An 18,355-nucleotide genomic window follows, 5' to 3' on the forward strand; every position below is an offset into this window, starting at 1 on the left:
GCTGCCGCTTCCTGCCGATGATCGATCAACCGCCGCCCACATCGCCGATATCCTAATGCCGATTACGTCGCGCCTGCCGGGCGCCGGGGCGCAGATCGAGGATCCGCACGATCGGCCCGCCGATCCGGCCCGGAACGGGGCCGAAAGTGGCCGCGATCGAACCCCGCGCGACAAGCGACATATAGGCACGGAATTCCGCGGGAAAACGATCGCGTTCCAGGCGATAGCGATCGAACTGGGTGAGCACCGCGAAATCCGGCCTGCATTCCGCGCGCCGATCCGCCGCCATCGTGCCGAAATCGACATTGGCGCGGGCGCCCCGGGCCTGTTCGATCACCGAATAGCTGGCCTTGCCATGGATCAGCGCGACGACATCGACGCAGCCGGCATTGCCCATCGGGAACCATAGGTGCCAGCGGTCCACGACCATGTCGAAAGCATTGTGCTCGATCAGGATGCGGCTGCCGGGAGGGATGTGGCGCCAGGCCCAGGCGGACGCCTGCTGGCGGGTATCGTTCATCCGCGCGCGCCCATCGGCCCAGACGCGCGCGCCCAGCGGAAGCGTGACGGCAAGCAGCAGCACCAGCGGCGCGAAGCGCGCGATCGCGGGGCGATCGAGCATCCTTGCGAAGGCAAGCAGGCGCATCAATCCCCAGGCCGCGACGATCGCGCCGATCGGCATCAGCGGCAGCGCCCAACGTTCCCAGACCAGCTGCTGCGCGCAGAACAGCAACAAGAAAGCGAGGGCGACGGGCGCCAGGATCGCCAGCGCGACGCGGTTGCGGTGCAGCTGAAGCGCGCCGACCACGATAAGCGCGAGCCCCGCAATGCCGTAGCCCGCAAGGAAGGGGCCGTCCAGATACCAGAGCAGGTTCTGCACGAAGCTGCCGCCGGTGGAACCGAGATGATGGATCTGCCCCTCGCCACGCAGATTCTTCATCACGGTTGGATAATCGATCAGCAGATAGGGCGATGTCAGGCAGAGTGTGGCGATAGCGGCGGCACCGGCCGCCACCAGCCGCCGGATCGCCGTCGTCAGCGGCAGTACGCCGGCGCGAGCGGCCACCGCCGTCGCTGCGACGATCGCGATCGCCGACAGCGCGAACGGCCATTTCGTGGCGATCGCGAGGCCGACCCAGACGGCGGCCAGCATATAATCCCGCCAGCGGCCTTCGGTGGCGATGGCGGTTGCGGACCGCAGGCACAGCAGCATGAACAGGCACGCCATCATGTCCGACCGGATGATCTGCGACCAGGTGATGTGGACGGGGTTGAGCGCGAGCAGCAGCGCCGCGACCAGGGCCGCGCGCTGCCCAAAGAAGCGCCGCGCCAGCGCATGAGTGAGCCAGATGGTGCCGAGCGCGAACAGCACCATCACGATGCGCCCGGGCACGATGATCCAGCTGGGATCGGCATAGACCATGCCGCCGAACTGGGTGGGCGATGCCGTCTGCCCGGTCAGAAAGGCGAACAGGAAGACGAGCGCATCGACCACCGCCAGCACATACATGGTAGTGGTGGCGGGATGGCCGAACCAGCCGGGGTTCAGCGTTGGACCGCGCAGCATGCGCAGCGCCCCCAGCTCGAACATCAATTCGTCGGGATCGTTCATCGCCGGCAGGCCGAAACCGATCGTGGCCAGCCGCAGGCAGAGCGCGAGCCCGATGATGGCGAGCAGCAGCCACGCCCACCGATCCATCCTGAGCCGCGCCATCAGACGCCGTCTACGACCAGATTGGCGGTGCGCGACGGAATCTGGATGGGCCCGTCCGCCAGGCGCACCCGGTTCGCGGCGCCGCCGACCGCGGCAGCATCAACGCCGGTCGCATCGATCCGCAGCCGGGTCATGCGTCCGGCCAAGACGATGCCGCCCGCGAAAGCGCCATCGGCCCCGCTGACGAGCAGGCGGGCCGACCCGCGATCGCAATCGCGCAGGCCGACGGCGGCGCCACCGGGGCGCGATCCCGGGTTGTGGACGACCATGTCCAGCGCGAAGCCCGAGCACTGGACCAGCATCGCCGGGCGCGGATGATCGAGGATCTTGAGCCCGCCAACCTGGATGCCATGGCTGGCACTGGCCGCGATCCCGAGCGCCTGCCCGCCGGCATCGGCATTGGTGCCGCCGACCAGCTGCCCGCCGGTGATGGTGGCGGCGCCGCGCATCCGATCCAGCCGGATCGCGGCTTCCGCCCGCGGGGCGGCGGCGACATAGGGATCGGCCAGATCGATCAGCGAGGTGGGCGATGTGTCGCGGATATCGATGCCGACCAGTCCGCACTGATCGATGACGGCCCGATCGATGTGCAGGTTGATATGGCCGACCCGGGCACGCCCGCCAATCTCTGCCGTGCGGCCATCGATGCGGATGCCGGTGGCGATCCCGGCGGTCTCGAACTGGCTGACGAACGTATCGGCGAACGCGCCTTCGATGAGCATGCCGACCCCATCCGCCACCCGCGGATCGCCGCCGATGGTTGCGTTGCAGCCGCGCAGGAACAGCGATGCGTTGCCGCCGGCCAGGCCGATCGCGCGCGATCCATCCAGATAAAAGCCGCGATAGGGCTGCCCCGCCTGGCGGCCAGGGATCGAGCGGAAGGCCACGCAATCATCGAAGCTGCTGCGCACCAGCCCCTGCGCCACGAAGCCGATCGCATGTTCGAACGCGCTGACCTGGCGAAACTCACCGAACAGCAGATATTGCGCGCGCAGTCCTGCGGGAAGCCGATCGGCGGCGGCATCGACCGCAACCGAACGGCTGAGCGCGACGCCGTGAACCGCAATGTTCTGCGCGAAATCATTCACGGTCGGTGGCGCGCTGGCGGGGCCGACGCGCATCACATCCGCCCGGCCGCTGGTGACGATGATGCGGGTACCCTTGCCCGGCTCCGTACCCCGAAAGCCGCCCCCCGTGACGCGCGCGAACGGCCGATCGACGACCAGCGTATCGGAGATGTAATAGTCCGCCGGCAGCAGTTGCATCGCCGGATGCGCGCGCAGGCAGGCCTGCATCGCAGCGAGACTGTCGCGCGCGCCGTCGCCGGGCGCGGCGCCCCACCATTCGGGATGCGCACAGACGATGCGGCTGCGGTTGAGATCGACCGTGCCGGCCCCGCCGAAGATCGGCGCGATCGGCGCGACCAGCCCGCCCAGCAGCGTCAAGGTGCGCCCCGCCGCAATCTCGATTACGGCCCCCGGCTGGACCAGTACATCCCCCTTGATGGTGGTGTTGGCCGCGACCCGGTGGACGCCGGGCTGGAGGATGAGGGCGGGCACAGTGCTGTCCAGGACCTGGGTAGCACCCGGGATGGCGATCGCCGATGCGCCGATCAGCGCCGCCGATGCGGGCAGGAAACCGCGGCGGGACACGCGTGCATCGATCATGGCCGACGTTCCGATATCATCGCCGTGGCGTGGGCGACGGGGCGCTGGACCCCCGGCAGCAGCGGCACGTCTCGCCGAAAGCGCCAGCGGCCGCGCCAGCCCTGCTGTCGGATATCGACCCACACGTCGCGGATCGTGGTCGCCGACAACGCGATCGCAACGAGGATCAGCAGCCCCGGACGCACGAACATGCCCAGGCCCACGCTGAAATTCACCTCGACCGAACGGCCGACAAGGAAGCTGTCCCGGATGATGGGCGGGATATAGCCGATCGCGATGTCGGCCGGCAGGCACAGGATATAGCAGCATAGGATCGCGAGCGGCCGCCCGATGCCGCGCCAGGGTTCCATGAAGACGAACAGGATGACCATCGCCTGGGTGTAGCCGCCGGCTTCGGAACTGATCAGTGCGAGCACTGTACCGAAAAAAGCGACGCGGTGGGCGGGCACGACTTCGGGCCGCAGCCATGTAGCGATCGAGGCCGCGACCACCGCCGCCTGGCCGATCCGCACGACGATCGGCAGGACGAGGAGACCGATCTCGACGGTCCGTGAACCGATGACTGCAGTCGTCGGGAATGATTGGCCTTGGAGGAGCGAGATCAGCGGCTGATAGGTGACCGAGTACCAGATATCGAGCACCTGCGATGCGATGAAGCCCGACGAGTAGTTGGTGATGTTGTCGAATATCTCGGCCGGCGTGCCGGCTCCGAGGAGACCGTAGCTGAGCAGATAGACGATCACCGTAGCGATCGTCGCGCCTTCCACCCAGAGCCAGCGGCGCTTGAGCAGTTGCGCAGCGAGCGTGGCGATCAGATAGACTTTGAGGTTGATCGCGATCGCCAGAAAGACCCAGCGCAACCGTGCCGACTTCACCAGCGGGCCGAACGCCAGCAGCATCGCGGTGAAGCAGAGCAGCAGGATATTGCCGCGCTCCAGCGCGAACATCATCGGCATACCGGTCGAAAGCGCGAATGCGCGCGGTAATGCCGTCCGGCGATCCAGCTTGCGATAGGCTAAGGCAACAAGCACGATATTCAGCGCGAAGATCGCGTGGATCGCGACGAGGCCGACCCAGTCGCAGTCCCGCGACGGCAGGCCTTCGGTGCCAATATAGCAGCTGTCCTTGCCGAGCAGGCGGATGATGACGAAGGACAGTGGCGGATAGATGGTGCGCCAGCTGTCATAGGCGCCGTTGTCACGCGCCCAATAGGCCGTGTTGAACCAATCCATGAACGTGTCGCTGGGTTCATAGAAGAAGGGCTGCGGTAGTTGCCCATAGGCGTAGAGCCACCACAGCACGCGACCGAGCAGGACCGCGACGGCAAGGCCCATCACGATTTCGAGCCACCACCCTCGGTGCCTGGCCCCGGCGGCGCCGGTCACGCTGGCCTGCTCAGGAAAACGAAATGCTTGAGCGCGAAATAGTTGGCGACCGACACGATGAAGGCGGCGATGAAGCCGGCTAGATAGGGTGACGCGACGAACTGGGCGACCGCCGCGAGCGCGGCCACGCCGACGACATAGTTGGCGGCATAGGAAAGCAGGAAGCGCAGCTTGGCGGGGCCCGTACCGCGAAAGACGTGCCGGCTATACGTCAGATAGTTGAATGCGACGCCCAGGCAGTGCGCGATGAACTGCGCCAGATACATGTCCAGACCAAGCCAGACAAACAGCGAATAGGCGCCGAGCCCGAACGCCGTGTTGACGATGCCCGCTTGGTAATATCGCCAGAGTTCCGATAGGCGATCACGCGAGAGTGGCATCGCTCAATCGCCGACCGGGAAATTGATACGCTCATGTTCGACCACGAGCGGCGTGCCGCGGGTGCGTTCGGAAATGATGCGGATATTGTCGCCCAAAAGGCCAAGGAAGCCAAACAGTAGCGCGAATTCAGCCTGCACGACGGCCGCGATCAGCCAGCCGGCGATGGGCCGATCGAACAGGAAGGCCAGCAGCCCGCCAAGCAGCATCAGCAGCGTCAACAGCGCGCCGACGGCACCGATATAGATCGGCAGGCGCAACAGCCGCTTGGACGATCCCGCAAGCGCGGACATGGCGAAATCGAACAAGGTGGCAAAGCTGTTCTTCGATTGGCCGCCGGCCCGCGGCGGGCGGGCATAGGGGATCGTCTCAAGCCGATAGCCGGTTTCGATGAGCATGCCGCGGAAGAACGGTTCCGGCTCCGAGAGCATGCGCGTGGCCCGCACGACGCGTGCATCGTACAGCCCGAAGCCGGTTGCACCCGGGAGGACCGGATAGTCACCGAAATTGCGGGCCAGCCAGTAGGAGAGGCGCCGCAACGTCCGCAGCCCGATGCTGTTGCGGCTTTCCGTCTGGCGCAGCGCCAGTACGATGTCGGCGCCCGCCCGCCAGCGAGCGACGAATTCCGGAATCAGCGACGGCGGATCCTGGAAATCGGCACACATGCCGATCACCGCGCGGCCGCTGGTCTGGTACACCGCATGCGTCGGCGACCGCATCTGGCCGAAATTGCGTGTATTGACGATCAGGCGCACGCGCGGATCGCGGGCACACAGGCCGCGGATGATCTCGACGGTACGGTCGGACGAATGATTGTCGATGAAGATGATCTCGAACGACAGACCAAGCGCCTCGATCTCGGCGACCACCGCCGCGCAGATCGCAGCCGCATTCTCCTGTTCGTTGTAGCAGGGGATGACGACCGAGAGATCGGGACGCTCGACGCCGTTCGGCGGGGTGATCATGCCAGTTCCCGGAACTCGAGCGGCGGGCGGATCGCGTAGATCTCGATGGCGATCCCGAGAAGCAGGAAGATCAGCGCCAGCGCCGCCGGCAGCGTGTTATACTGGCGCGCAGTATCGACGAACGAAGGCTCCAGCACCCGGATGTTGGCGCTCGACGTCAGATCCTCAACCGAAGTACCCTGCAGGAACCGTTTGTAATTGTCGTAGAGGCTCTGCGCGATATCGAGCTCGCGGCGCAGCTTATCGACCTGAGTCGACTGCCGGACCACCCCGCCGACCGAGCTGCGCTGCGAAGGCGAGAGCGAGCGCGCTTCCGACAATTGTTCCTGAAGCGAGCTGATCTCCGCGCGGACTTGGCGGACGCGAATATTCTCGTCGGTCGCGAACTGGCGCATCGAGCTCAGCTGCACTTCCTTCGAGCGGATGATCGCCTCCAGCTCGGGAATGCGATCGCCGGCCGCATAGATCGCGGCCTGCGGGCTGCTGTAGCGCGTCTGCAGCCGGAAATTGTCGTACGCGGTCTGCGCCTGCGCGAGCCGATCGCTGGCATTGCCCACCAGTTCGACCAGGATGTCGCGCTTCTGGATCGTCTGCCGGCGCGCGATGATCGCGAGCTGTTCGCGTACCGCCTGAGCGTAGGCGGCAACGATCCGGCGCGCGAACTCGGGATCGCGCTGCTTGATGTCGAACTGGATGATGCCGCCCCGCAGGGCACGGACATCGACCTCGCGGGCAAGCCAGCGATGCGTGGCGATCGCCGACTTGCCGAGTACCCGCTCGAGATCGAGCTGCTTCGAGACGATCGAGCGCACATATTCGCTACGTGCGACCTTCAGGCTGACCTCGACCGCCGCCTGGTTGCCGAACACGTTGCCGACCGCGCCGAACTGCCCCAGCGTACTGCTGAGACCCAGGCTGGCAGGATCGGTCGGCGTGAGGCTGACGGCGGCACGATATTCCCGCGGAAACAGGGCAAGCAGGCCGAATACGAGCACGAGGCCGGCAAAGATCGCGCGGCGCAGCCACGGGCGCCGGAACAGCGGCGCCGTCGCGAGTGTCCCGGTGATCGAATGCGGGCGGTTCATCAATTGATCGCCGCGAGCGCTGCGGCGCTGATGCCGAGCTGGAAGATGATCTGCGAAATGTCGCGGATCTTGGCGAAGATCGACGAGGATTGCGTACGCACCGGCACGAACACCGTATCGCCGGGCAGCGCATAGGCGTTGAGCGCGCCCCGCCGGCGGGTCAGCACCGACCCGTTGGCGCGGACTACGAAGATGTTGCCGCGATCGCCGCCGCGAATCGTGCCGCCGGCCTGTTCCAGATAATCCTTGATACGCGTGCGCTTGCGCTTGCCGGCGCTGATCAGGAAGGATGCGGGCCGATAGACGGCGCCGAACACGCCGACGGTATCGACACGGGGCGGGATCACGATGCGATCGTTGTTCTCGACCAGCAACCCGGCGGGAAGCGCGGCATCGGCCGGGGCGATATCGATCACCAGCCGGCCATCGGGCTCCTTGCGACGCAGCTGATCGAGGAAGGCGCGCGCCGCCGCGAGCTGGGACTGGCGTTCGCCGGCATCGATCAGGCGATCGCCATTAAGCGGCGCGGCCGCCAGCGAGAGCTCCATCTGGTCGATCGCTTCGAGGAAGCTGCGACGCTGCTGCGCCCGAACGGACTCGCGCGAGAAACGCGATCCGTAAACATAGGCGCGCTGCGTGAGCCCGCCGGCCATCTGGATGACCTGATCGAGCGGGGTGTTGGGCGGCACGTAGTAATTGCCGGGCTTGTTGACCTCGCCTTCGATGCGGACGATCGCCTGTTGCCGTTCGAGCGGACGGGCGAGGGTGCCCTGAGGCAGGATCTGGACGATGTCGCCGCCTTCGGCCGGGATCGTGGCGGCCGCGACCCGATCGATCTGGCGGCTGCCGACCGTATCCTGATCGCTGAGTCGATAGAGCACCACGCGCGACGCATCGGCGACGTTGGTGGGGCCACCTGCCAGCGACAGCATGTCCGCCACGCTCTCGCCGGCCCTGGTTTCGTAGATCGCTTCCTCGTTGACGCTGCCGATGACCGCGACCTGCCGGCCGACCGGCGGGATGAACAGCACATCCTCATTCTGCAGCAGCGGGTCTCGCGAGCGATCGCCCCTGCGCAGCAGTTCGTAGAGATCGAAGTCGGCGACTTCGCTGCCGTTGCGATAGAGCTTGATCGACCGGAAGCTGCCGCCGGCCGCCGGCCCGCCGGCCTGAAGCACCGCATTCACGAGCGTCGACAGGCTGTTCACCGAATAGGCGCCCGGATGCACTGCGAAGCCGGTGACATAGACCCGGACGCCGCGGAGGCGCTGGATCGAGACCGAGACTTCGTACCCGCGATAGTTGCGGCCGACCGCCGCTGCCACGCGATCGCGCAGATCACGATAGCGGACGCCGAGCAGCGGGATCGTGCCGACATTCGGCAGGAAGATGTTGCCGTCGCGGTCGATCTCAACGTCCACACTGCCCTCGACCGAGCCCGTGAGAGCGATCGAAACGGTATCGCCGATGTTCAGCGCATAGTCTGGTGGGATCGTCGAGGTCGCCGGGGTCGCGAAATCGCGGGCGCCGGGCAGCAGCAGATCGGCTCCGAACCGCTTGAGATCGCGGCCGGTGACCTGGCGCACCCACGTCTCGAACTCCCCGGGCTTGGCCGGTTGGCGCAGGCGCAGCGATTCCAGATCCAGCAATCCGTTTTCGCCGACCCGCGGGCCGAAGTTGCTGTTCAGGTTGCCAGTGCCGGTCGGATCGGAAGCGGTACTGGACGGACCGTTGACCGGGATCGGCTCATAGATGTTCGACTGGCTGTTCGCCCCGTTCTGATTCTGGTTCTGCGACTGGTTCTGGTTCTGGTTCTGATAATTGCCGCCCTGCGACGTGTTCTGGCCGCCGAAGCTTGACGTCGGATCGAATGGCGAACCAGAGGGCACGTTCTGCGCCGACAGCGGCATCGCGCCGAGGATCATCGCCAGCATGGATACAGACGCAACCGCACGACGGCCGCGCCGCAGCATGGTGGTTCCCGCGGCGGGGGGTTCTGAACAGATCATGCGAATCAATTGTCCCTTGGCGTCCAGTAATGCGTCATTGTCACGCCGCTTCGTTTCCACGCCGGCTGCCAGGCGAGCCACCAACCGCTGCCGAGACCGCCCGCGGCGTCGCGATGAACGGCGCCGTCTCTTGCACCTGCCGGTCAAGCGGGACCGGCTGGATCGCATGCCGATCGCGCAGCGCGGCATAGCCCGAGCCATCGCCGATATAAAGATCGGCGACAGGGTCCGTGATAGGTGCACGGACGACCGCGCCGCCGCCCAGCGTGTCGGCCACGATCCGGGCGACATCGCCAAGCTCGAGCGCGTCGCCGCCACTGTCGAACCGCACGACGCCATCCGGCGCGTCGCCCAGCAGCGCGAACACCAGCGACATCAATTCGCGGATTGCAACATAGCCGCGAACCACATTGCGAGGCGCGCGCACCATGATCGGGCGGCCCGCCAGCGCATCGGCAATGAAGTTCGCGATCGCATAGGCATCATGCTTGTTGATATACGGTCCGGTGATGTTGAAGATCCGGCCGACGACCGCACGTCGCCCGCGCGCCTGCGCCCAGCGCGCGAACGCATCCTCGTCGTCGCGCTTCATGGATCCGTAAAGGCGCATCGCCGGGCTGGCAGCCGGATCATCGGCCTTGGTGGCCGCGCCGGAGGAGGCGACGAACAGCGCGCTGACATCGATCCGGTCGAGGGCATCGAGCACCGTATCGCGGATCGCCAGATTGGCGGCGCGATACGCGGCCTCGCCCATCGTCTCGGCGCGATCCTTGGTCTGGAACGCGAAGTGCAGCACCCAGATGTTCGAAGCCTGGAGCGCGGCGAGATCGGCAAGCGCATGCTGCCGCACGTTTCGGCCATCGCCGAGATCGATTTCGCTCTCGGCCGAGCCATAGCAGGTGACGCGGCTGTCGAAGGCATTGCCGAGCGCCGTCCACAGCAGATCGAGTGTCGCGCGGCCGATCCAGCCGCCGGCGCCGGTGATCGCGATATGTCGGTCGTTGCGAACCAGGGCCGCGGCAACCGCCTGGTCAAGCATCGACGCGGTTCGCAACGATCAGGTCGGTCAGGCTCTCGAAATCATGCGACGTGGTGCAATCGCCCGCGACCCAGCCATCGGCCGCATAGCCATAGGACAGGAAATGGAACGGGATCGCCGCATCCGCCGCGATCTTGTGATCGAGCTCGCTGTCCCCGACGAACAGGCACTGATCGGAATCGGCGCCGAGGCCAGTCAGCACGGCATCGAGCAGATCCGGCGCTGGCTTGGGGCGCAGGCCGGCCTGGCCGCCAACCACCAGCGCGAAATGATCGGCAAGGCCGGTATCCTCGAGCACCTTCTCGCACAGTATCTGCGGCTTGTTCGAGCAGATCGACAGCACGAACCCGCTATCCTGCATGCGCCGCAGCCCCCTGGCGACACCGGGATACAGGCTCTTCTTCGGCGTGCGGCGGCGATGATAGCGCGCGCGGAAATCCGCGAGATCGGCATGCGGGTCCCGGCAGGCGGAGCCCAGCAGGCCAGACACCATGTCGAGGCCGCCGCGGCTCATATAGCTGCGCGCGCCGATCGGATCGATGACGTGGGTGCTGCCCCGTTCGTCGAGCATGTCGGTCAGGATCGAGACGCAGACCGCGCAGCTATCGACGAGAGTGCCATCGAGATCGAAGATGATATGCTGGGTCAAGCGGCCACCGGGCATGGTGCCATCGCTTCGGCCAGTTCATCGCGCGGCAGGAAGGGCGAGAGATCCTCGAGCGTCGGCGAGACCATCGTGCCATCCTCGAGCTTGCGCGAGCTGAGCTTGGGCGCGAATTCCTGGCGCTTGTCGATCATGACCTCGCATAGCTGCGGACCATCACCGGCGAGCGCCGCGCGGATCGCCGCAGGCAGCCCGGCATGCGTGTCCACCCGCGCCGCCTGGAAGCCGAAGCCGCCGGCCAGCCGCGTGAAATCCGGGAAGCTCAGCCCGCTGTCCGGCCCGCAGCCTACGATATTGTCCGGGAAATGATTCTGCTGGGACTGCCGGATCGAGTGATAGCCGTCATTGTTCAGCACGAAAATCTTGATCGGCAGCCTGCCGCCGACAATCGTCTGCAGTTCCTGCAGGTTCATCATGATGCTGCCATCGCCCGCCAGGCAGATGATCCGCCGCCCGCCACCTGCATGGAAGGCGCCGATCGCGGCCGGCAGGTCATAGCCCATCGAGGCGCAGCCCGAATTGGTGTAGAGGCGCTGGCCCGGCTTCAGGTTCGCGGTCTGGAAGATGGTGACGCAGGCGGTGCCGTCACCGCTGACGACGATATCGCCTTCATCGAGCTCAGCGAACAGGGCTTCGCCGAACACATAGGGATTGATGAGCCCTTCGGCGGTGCGATATTCGGGCAGCACCACCGGATAACGCGCCGACCGCTCGACGCTGCGCTTCAGGAATTCGGTGCGCGCTTCGGCATTGTCCGTCGCCGGCGCAGGCGCGCGATCGACTGCCACGAAGAAATCGCGCAGATCGGCGTGGATGGGGCGGTGGAGCGACAGGGTAGGCTTGTCGAGCTCGCTGCGATCGATATCGACCATCGCGACCCGCGCGTTGCGCGCGAAACTCTTCCAATTGTAGCTGATCTGCCGGATGTTCAGCCGCGACCCGAGGACCAGCACATAATCCGCGGTCTGGACCGCGAAATTGCCGCCGCGATCGCCGACGCTGCCGGGGCGGCCGACATAGAGCGGATTGTCGTTCGGGATGGCATCATGCGCGTTCCAGCCGGTGACGACGGGAATGCCGAACCGATCGACGAAGCGCAGGAATGCCTCGTGCTGGCCCGACAGGCGCACCCCGGCGCCGGCCAGCACCACCGGCCGCTCGGCGGCGCAGAGCTCGGCCAGCATCGCGGCGACTTCGGCGTCGAGCGCCGCATCGGTCAGCGCGCCGAGTTCTGCGGCGGTGTTGGCGGCCTCCCCGTCATGATCCAAGCTTGCCGGATCGAACGGCTCCAGTTCGTCGAACACCACCGGCGCAGCCTGCACGTCGATCGGCACATCGATCCAGACCGGACCCGGGCGACCGCGGCGGCACAGATACAGCGCCTTTTCCACGACGCGGCGCGCATCCTTGGGATCGTCGAGCACCACCGCATATTTGGTGATGCCGCGCACCATGCCGACGATATCGACTTCCTGATCGCCGAGCTGGCGCAGCGGCAACGGATAGTTGAACGCGCATGTCTCGCGCTTCACCTGACCCGAAATGACGATCATCGGGATCGAATCGACATAGGCGCCGTAGACGCCGTTGAGCGCATTCACGCCGCCCGGGCCGGTCGTGACGTTGACGGCCGCCGGACGGTTCGACAGCCGGGCATAGCTCTCCGCGGCAATCGATGCCGCCTGTTCGTGATGGACGAAGACCTTGCGCAGCCCTTCGGCACGCCCGAGCGCGTCGTTCAGGTGCATGGCGCCACCGCCCGTCAGCATGAACAGGTCGGTTACGCCATGCTCGACGAGCAGGCGGGCAATCAGATCGGCGACGCGAGTCTTCATCGGATCAGGCCGCTGCCTTCACCACGCCCAGCTGGCGCTTTTCCATCATCGCGATCCGCGCCTCGTCCTCGGACGCGATGCCCTGATAATAGTCGCGCTTGTTCTTCAGCCACAGCAGCTCGAATTCGATCGCGAGCTCCATGCCGGCCTTTGCCGAGACCGGATCGCGGACGACGCTGGCATCGAACACTACCTTGCGGGTCTCGAACCGGTCCAGCCGGCGATCCAGCGCGTGATCCAGCAGTGGGATCGAATCCGGGCTGACGCCGCCGCCGACCACGAGTTCGAGATTCTCGTCCTTGCAGACTTCCGCGACGCGGGCGACATAGCCGCGCATCTCATCCGAATTCACGAAATCGCGCGTGCGGCCCATCGAGCCGGCGAAATCGACGCGACCAAACACCATGCCGACCCGCCCTTCCTTGGCGACGCCGGCCAGCGCTTCGAGCTGGTCGAAGGTCTGGCGGGTTTCGACGTTGAACAGGAAGCTGACTTCGTCCTGCTCCGCGCGCGGATAGACCTTGTCCTTGGCGGCGATATATTTCGTTAGCGCGTAGGGAGTTTCGATCATCGGCGCGATGATATAGTCCGCGCCGTAGATGCGGCATTCGATCAGATCGCGCACGGCCTCGCAGCCGCCGATCTTGATCGCGACCTTTACGCCGGCACGGCGTGCGATCTCGAGCAGGCGCAGCAACTCGTCGACCCGGGTGCCTTCGGCTTCGAACTCGGCCTTGACCGCGAGGATCTTATGCTTGGCCTTGCCCTCTTCGAGGAGCGCCAGCATCCTCTTTTCATGCTGATTCACGTCAAAATCTCCTGAGGTCAAACGGGAACCGGAACAGGCGCCCGCGAGGAGCGTGTCTCGAACCGCGGCTCATCGTGCGGGCGGGCGCCGGGCCCAGGCGCTTCCTGTCCAGTCGGAGCGGCGACACGCTCCTGTAATCAGGCCATAATATCCTATCAGCCAAACGGCAGCTACTGCACCTCCGTACGCGCACCCATTGCCGGCCCGGTCGCCGAGATCGATCCACCGCGAAGCAGCAACCGATCAGCAGATCATGGTCAGCTCTATCTCTCCAGGGCACGATCAGTCACCGAACGGACACGATTATCCATATTTGCACGAGCCTTGGGCGGAATTTGCCATCGCTGTCAATGGCGCCAGAAGGTGGCCTGATCGTTATCCAGCCAAGGTATGATCGCGTGGCCACACTGTGCGAACGATGCGGTAAGTGTCTGAAGAAACGCCGAAATCGGAACGGCGATAACGATTTTTCCCTCCATTTCGGCTTTGTCGCGGATTTGCTTCGGATCATCGCAGCAATTCTGTTGTTCACGGGCACCGCATGTGGCGGAAGGAGCCCATCGCGGACGTCGATGATGTTCGCTACGCTGGACTGTGGCCGATAAATAACTATCAGCGCCCGCGCATGCACCTGGTCACGCTCAACAACGGCCGTCGGTTCGAAGCCGATGGGGCGACATCGATTCTCGATGCTGCGCGCGCGCAGGGCATCGTGCTGGAATATAGCTGTCGCACGGGTCGATGCGGCGTATGCAAGGCACCCGTCACCGCCGGGGAGACGATCGCGTTGCGCCCGGAAGCCGAAGGTCTGTCGGCCGAAGACGCCGCCAACGGGATCATCCTGACCTGCTGCCGTGCGGCGGCCAATGACGTCGCGCTCGATATCGAGCCGCTGGACAGGCTTGTGGACATCGCGATCAAGACGATCCCGGCGCGGATCGTGTCGATCGACCGGGCGGCACCCGACATCGTCACGGTCGTGCTCAAGACGCCACCAACATCGCCGCTGCGGTTCCTGCCCGGCCAATATGTCGATGTGATCGCACACGGCGTCCGGCGCAGCTATTCGCTGGCCAATGCGCCGCGTGTCGACGGGCTGCTCGAACTGATCATCAAGCGCTATCCGGACGGCATCCTGAGCGCCTATTGGTTCGATCGTGCCGCGCCGGGCGATCTGCTGCGCATCGAAGGGCCGTTCGGCACCTTCTTCCTGCGTGACGAGCGACCGACCAACATCCTGTTCCTGGCGACCGGCACCGGCATCGCACCGGTCAAGGCGTTGCTGGAGGAACTGGCAGCTGATCCGGCGGCGGCAGGCCGACACCGGATCTCTGTCTTCTGGGGCAATCGCGAGGCCGAAAGCTTCTGCTGGGATCCCGTCGCGCTCGGCCTGGATATCGGATTCCATCACCTGCTGTCCGGCACAGGCGGTGACTGGGCGGGGCGGCGCGGTTATGTCCAGGATGCCGCGCTTCATCAGGGCTTCGACCCGGACGACACCGTGGTCTATGCGTGCGGATCCAGCGCGATGATCGCATCGGCGCGGGATGCGATGGTGGCACGCGGCCTGCCGGCCCGGCGCTTCCTGTCCGATGCATTCGTCAGTTCGAACTGAGGTTTAGTCATGAAAGCAGTGATTCTCGCAGGTGGGCTCGGCACGCGTTTCGCCGAGGAAACCAGCCTGCGCCCGAAGCCCATGATCGAGGTCGGCGGCCGGCCGATCCTGTGGCACATCATGAAGATCTATGCCGCGCACGGCGTGACCGATTTCGTGATCTGCTGCGGCTACAAAGGCTATATCATCAAGGAATATTTCGCGAACTACTTCCTGCACATGTCGGATGTTACGTTCGACATGCGCGAGAACCGGATGATCGTGCACGAGAAGCGGGCCGAGCCGTGGACAGTGACGCTGGTCGATACCGGCGACGATTCGCAGACAGGCGGACGGCTGAAGCGGGTTGCCGACCATGTGAAGGACGAGGAATTCTTCCTCTTCACCTATGGCGACGGCGTCGGCGATATCGACATCACCCAGACGATCGCGTTCCACAAGGCGCACGGCAAGGCGGCAACGCTGACCGCGACCTATCCTCCCGGCCGGTTCGGCGCGTTGCAGATCGCCGACGGTCGCGTCGAGAATTTCCTGGAGAAGCCGCAGGGCGATGGCGGCATGATCAACGGCGGCTTCTTCGTACTTTCACCCAAGGTGCTCGACTATATCGCGGGCGACGAGACGCTGTGGGAGCAGGAGCCGCTGCGCGGCCTGGCCGAGGACGGCGAGCTGATGGCCTATGAACATCACGGCTTCTGGCAGCCGATGGATACGCTGCGCGAGAAGCAGCTGCTGAACAGCCTTTGGGAAAGCGGCAAGGCGCCCTGGTGCATATGGTGACGCGCGGCGTCGTCGATCCCGCCTTCTGGGCCGGCAAGCGCATCTTCCTGACCGGTCATACCGGGTTCAAGGGCAGCTGGACCGCGCTGTGGCTGCAACAGATGGGCGCCCAGGTGACCGGCTTCGCGCTGGCACCCCCGACCGCGCCCGCGCTGTTCGAGGTCGCTCGCGTCGGCGACGGCATGACCTCCATCATCGGCGACATCCGCGATCAGGCTTTGCTCGAGCGTGCGGTGATCGAAGCCGACCCGGAAATCGTGATCCACATGGCGGCCCAGCCGCTGGTGCGGGCGTCCTACGACGATCCGGTCGGCACCTATGCCACCAACGTGATGGGCACCGTCCATCTGCTCGAAGCGGTGCGCAAGACCGGATCGGTGCGCGCCGCGTGCATCGTCACGACCGACAAATGCTATGAGAATCGCGAATGGGCCTGGGGCTATCGCGAGGACGAGGCGATGGGCGGCCATGACCCTTACAGCAATTCCAAGGGTTGCGCAGAACTGGTGACCAGCGCCTATCGGCGGTCCTTCTTCAGTGAGCCCGGCTCAGCGGCGATTGCATCCGGCCGGGCCGGCAACGTCATCGGCGGCGGGGACTGGGCTGCCGACCGGCTGATCCCGGACATCCTGCGCAGCATCGCCGAAAGACAACCGGTGTTGATCCGCAACCCGCTGGCGATCCGGCCGTGGCAGCATGTGCTGGAGCCGGTTTCGGGCTATCTGGTGCTGGCCCAGGCGCTGTGGAACGATCCGCAGGCGGCGAGCGAGGCCTGGAACTTCGGACCCCGCGACGACGATGCGCGCCCGGTGCAGTGGATCGTCGAGCGGCTCTGCGCCCTCTGGGGCGAGGGTGCGTCGTGGGAACATGACCGGAGCGTGCAGCCGCACGAGGCGCGTTACCTGAAGCTGGACATCTCGAAGGCCCGGGCGGGCCTGGGCTGGCAGCCGCAGTGGACGCTCGCCGAGGCGCTGGACAGTATCGTCGCATGGCACCGCGCCTGGCTGGCCGGCGCAGACATGCGCCAACATTGCATCAACGAAGTCGGGCGCTTTTCTGCAGCCCGGCGCGACATTGCCGCATAGGATCGAAGATGAACGCTGAAGACCTCCGCAAGGAAATCCGCAAGCTGGTTGGCCAGTATGCCGAAGCCCAGTTCGCACCCAAGCCGTTCGTACCCGGCGAAAGCGTGATCCCGCCTGCCGGCAAGGTGATCGGCGCACCCGAGATCGAACTGATGGTCGAGGCGTCGCTGGACGGCTGGCTGACCACCGGGCGCTTCAATACCGAGTTCGAAGCAGGGCTGGCCAAGCTGGTCGGCGCGCCGTTCGTGCTGACGACGACCTCGGGCTCGTCCGCCAACCTGCTGGCGCTGTCCTGCCTGACCAGCCCGAAGCTCGGCGATCGCCGGCTGAAGCCGGGCGACGAGGTGATCACGGTGGCGGCCGGTTTCCCGACCACGGTCAACCCGTCGATCCAGCATGGGCTGGTGCCGGTCTTCGTCGATGTCGACATCCCGACCTACAATATCGACGCCAGCCTGATCGAGGCGGCGATCACCGAGAAGACCGGCGCGATCATGATCGCCCACACGCTGGGCAACCCGTTCAACCTGGCCGAGGTGCGCCGGATCTGCGACGCGCACGACCTGTGGCTGGTCGAGGATTGCTGCGACGCGCTGGGCGCCACCTATGATGGCAAGAAGGTGGGCCTGTGGGGCGATGTGGCGACGCTGTCCTTCTACCCGGCGCACCATCTGACGATGGGCGAGGGCGGGGCGGTGTTCACCCAGTCGCTCGAACTGCGGCCGATCATCGAGTCGATCCGCGACTGGGGGCGCGACTGCTATTGCGCGCCCGGCTGCGACAATACCTGCGGCGTACGCTTCAGCCAGCAGCACGGATCGCTGCCGTACGGCTACGACCATAAATATGTGTATTCGCATCTCGGCTACAATCTGAAGATCACCGACATGCAGGCCGCCTGCGGGCTGGCGCAGCTCGACCGCGCAGAGGATTTCATCGCCGCGCGCCGGCGCAACTTCGGCCTGCTGACCGAACGCCTGAAAGGGATGGAGGAAATCTTCATCCTGCCGGAAGCGACGCCCAATTCCGATCCGTCCTGGTTCGGCTTCCCGCTGATGCTGCGCGAGGGCGTCGACGCCAAGCGCGTCGACATCACCCGGTTCCTGGATCAGAACAAGATCGGCACGCGCCTGCTGTTCGCCGGCAACCTGACCCGCCAGCCCTATTTCGAGCATGTGAACTACCGCGTCGTCGGCGATCTGACGCGTACCGATCGGGTGATGAACGACACCTTCTGGCTGGGCCTGTACCCGGCCCTGGGGGCCGAGCACTTCGATTATGTCGGTGAGAAGCTCGAGGAGTTCTTCGGCCTGAACTTCTGATCCG

15 protein-coding genes are annotated in these 18,355 nt (G+C 65.5%); 4 read left to right on the forward strand and 11 right to left on the reverse strand.

Annotated elements, in window-relative coordinates; translation table 11 throughout:
- Positions 1 to 52: 52 nt before the first annotated feature.
- The 11 genes from ABC347_RS00205 to ABC347_RS00255 all read right to left on the reverse strand — a co-directional run bounded on the left by ABC347_RS00205 (position 53) and on the right by ABC347_RS00255 (position 13,549).
- A complete protein-coding gene (locus ABC347_RS00205; RefSeq protein ID WP_413243780.1) occupies positions 53 to 1,714 on the reverse strand; it encodes an ArnT family glycosyltransferase in 1,662 nt (553 codons plus the stop codon).
- Positions 1,714 to 3,381: a hypothetical protein gene (locus tag ABC347_RS00210; protein WP_413243781.1), complete on the reverse strand. Its 1,668-nt coding sequence runs from the start codon at positions 3,379 to 3,381 to the stop codon at positions 1,714 to 1,716. Before ABC347_RS00210 ends, ABC347_RS00205 begins: the two co-directional genes overlap by 1 nt.
- Complete coding sequence (locus ABC347_RS00215) at positions 3,378 to 4,766, reverse strand: hypothetical protein (RefSeq protein WP_413243782.1); 1,389 nt, start codon at positions 4,764 to 4,766, stop codon at positions 3,378 to 3,380. The genes ABC347_RS00210 and ABC347_RS00215 overlap by 4 nt, the downstream gene beginning before the upstream one ends.
- Complete coding sequence (locus ABC347_RS00220; RefSeq protein ID WP_413243783.1) at positions 4,763 to 5,146, reverse strand: GtrA family protein; 384 nt, start codon at positions 5,144 to 5,146, stop codon at positions 4,763 to 4,765. Before ABC347_RS00220 ends, ABC347_RS00215 begins: the two co-directional genes overlap by 4 nt.
- Positions 5,147 to 5,149: 3 nt before the next feature.
- Entirely contained in the window at positions 5,150 to 6,109 is a 960-nt protein-coding gene (locus tag ABC347_RS00225) for a glycosyltransferase family 2 protein (protein WP_413243784.1), read from the reverse strand.
- A complete protein-coding gene (locus ABC347_RS00230) occupies positions 6,106 to 7,194 on the reverse strand; it encodes a GumC domain-containing protein (protein ID WP_413243785.1) in 1,089 nt (362 codons plus the stop codon). The genes ABC347_RS00225 and ABC347_RS00230 overlap by 4 nt, the downstream gene beginning before the upstream one ends.
- A complete protein-coding gene (locus ABC347_RS00235; protein WP_413243786.1) occupies positions 7,194 to 9,128 on the reverse strand; it encodes an SLBB domain-containing protein in 1,935 nt (644 codons plus the stop codon). The genes ABC347_RS00230 and ABC347_RS00235 overlap by 1 nt, the downstream gene beginning before the upstream one ends.
- A 115-nt stretch (positions 9,129 to 9,243) precedes the next feature.
- Positions 9,244 to 10,242 (reverse strand): NAD-dependent epimerase/dehydratase family protein, encoded by a 999-nt coding sequence (locus ABC347_RS00240; protein ID WP_413243787.1) that lies wholly within the window; start codon positions 10,240 to 10,242, stop codon positions 9,244 to 9,246.
- Positions 10,235 to 10,891, reverse strand: a complete 657-nt coding sequence (locus tag ABC347_RS00245) for an HAD family hydrolase (protein ID WP_413243788.1) — start codon at positions 10,889 to 10,891, stop codon at positions 10,235 to 10,237. The genes ABC347_RS00240 and ABC347_RS00245 overlap by 8 nt, the downstream gene beginning before the upstream one ends.
- Positions 10,888 to 12,741, reverse strand: a complete 1,854-nt coding sequence (locus ABC347_RS00250) for a thiamine pyrophosphate-binding protein (protein ID WP_413243789.1) — start codon at positions 12,739 to 12,741, stop codon at positions 10,888 to 10,890. Before ABC347_RS00250 ends, ABC347_RS00245 begins: the two co-directional genes overlap by 4 nt.
- A 4-nt stretch (positions 12,742 to 12,745) precedes the next feature.
- A complete protein-coding gene (locus ABC347_RS00255) occupies positions 12,746 to 13,549 on the reverse strand; it encodes an aldolase/citrate lyase family protein (RefSeq protein WP_413243790.1) in 804 nt (267 codons plus the stop codon).
- A 625-nt stretch (positions 13,550 to 14,174) separates the two neighbouring features.
- Here ABC347_RS00255 and ABC347_RS00260 point away from each other — a divergent pair.
- From ABC347_RS00260 to rfbH, 4 genes are read left to right on the forward strand one after another with little or no spacing between them, the layout of a single operon-like run.
- Positions 14,175 to 15,164 (forward strand): FAD-binding oxidoreductase, encoded by a 990-nt coding sequence (locus ABC347_RS00260; RefSeq protein WP_413243791.1) that lies wholly within the window; start codon positions 14,175 to 14,177, stop codon positions 15,162 to 15,164.
- Between the two features lie 9 nt (positions 15,165 to 15,173).
- Positions 15,174 to 15,944: a glucose-1-phosphate cytidylyltransferase gene (rfbF, locus tag ABC347_RS00265; protein ID WP_413243792.1), complete on the forward strand. Its 771-nt coding sequence runs from the start codon at positions 15,174 to 15,176 to the stop codon at positions 15,942 to 15,944.
- Entirely contained in the window at positions 15,938 to 17,029 is a 1,092-nt protein-coding gene (gene rfbG / locus ABC347_RS00270; RefSeq protein WP_413246967.1) for a CDP-glucose 4,6-dehydratase, read from the forward strand. Before rfbF ends, rfbG begins: the two co-directional genes overlap by 7 nt.
- 8 nt (positions 17,030 to 17,037) lie before the next feature.
- The gene (rfbH, locus tag ABC347_RS00275; protein ID WP_413243793.1) at positions 17,038 to 18,351 is read left to right on the forward strand and encodes a lipopolysaccharide biosynthesis protein RfbH; all 1,314 of its coding nucleotides are present in this window, start codon (positions 17,038 to 17,040) and stop codon (positions 18,349 to 18,351) included.
- The last annotated feature ends 4 nt before the right edge of the window (positions 18,352 to 18,355 follow it).

This window comes from Sphingomonas canaveralia (assembly GCF_047238125.1).
Classification (GTDB): Bacteria; Pseudomonadota; Alphaproteobacteria; order Sphingomonadales; family Sphingomonadaceae; genus JBDFMH01.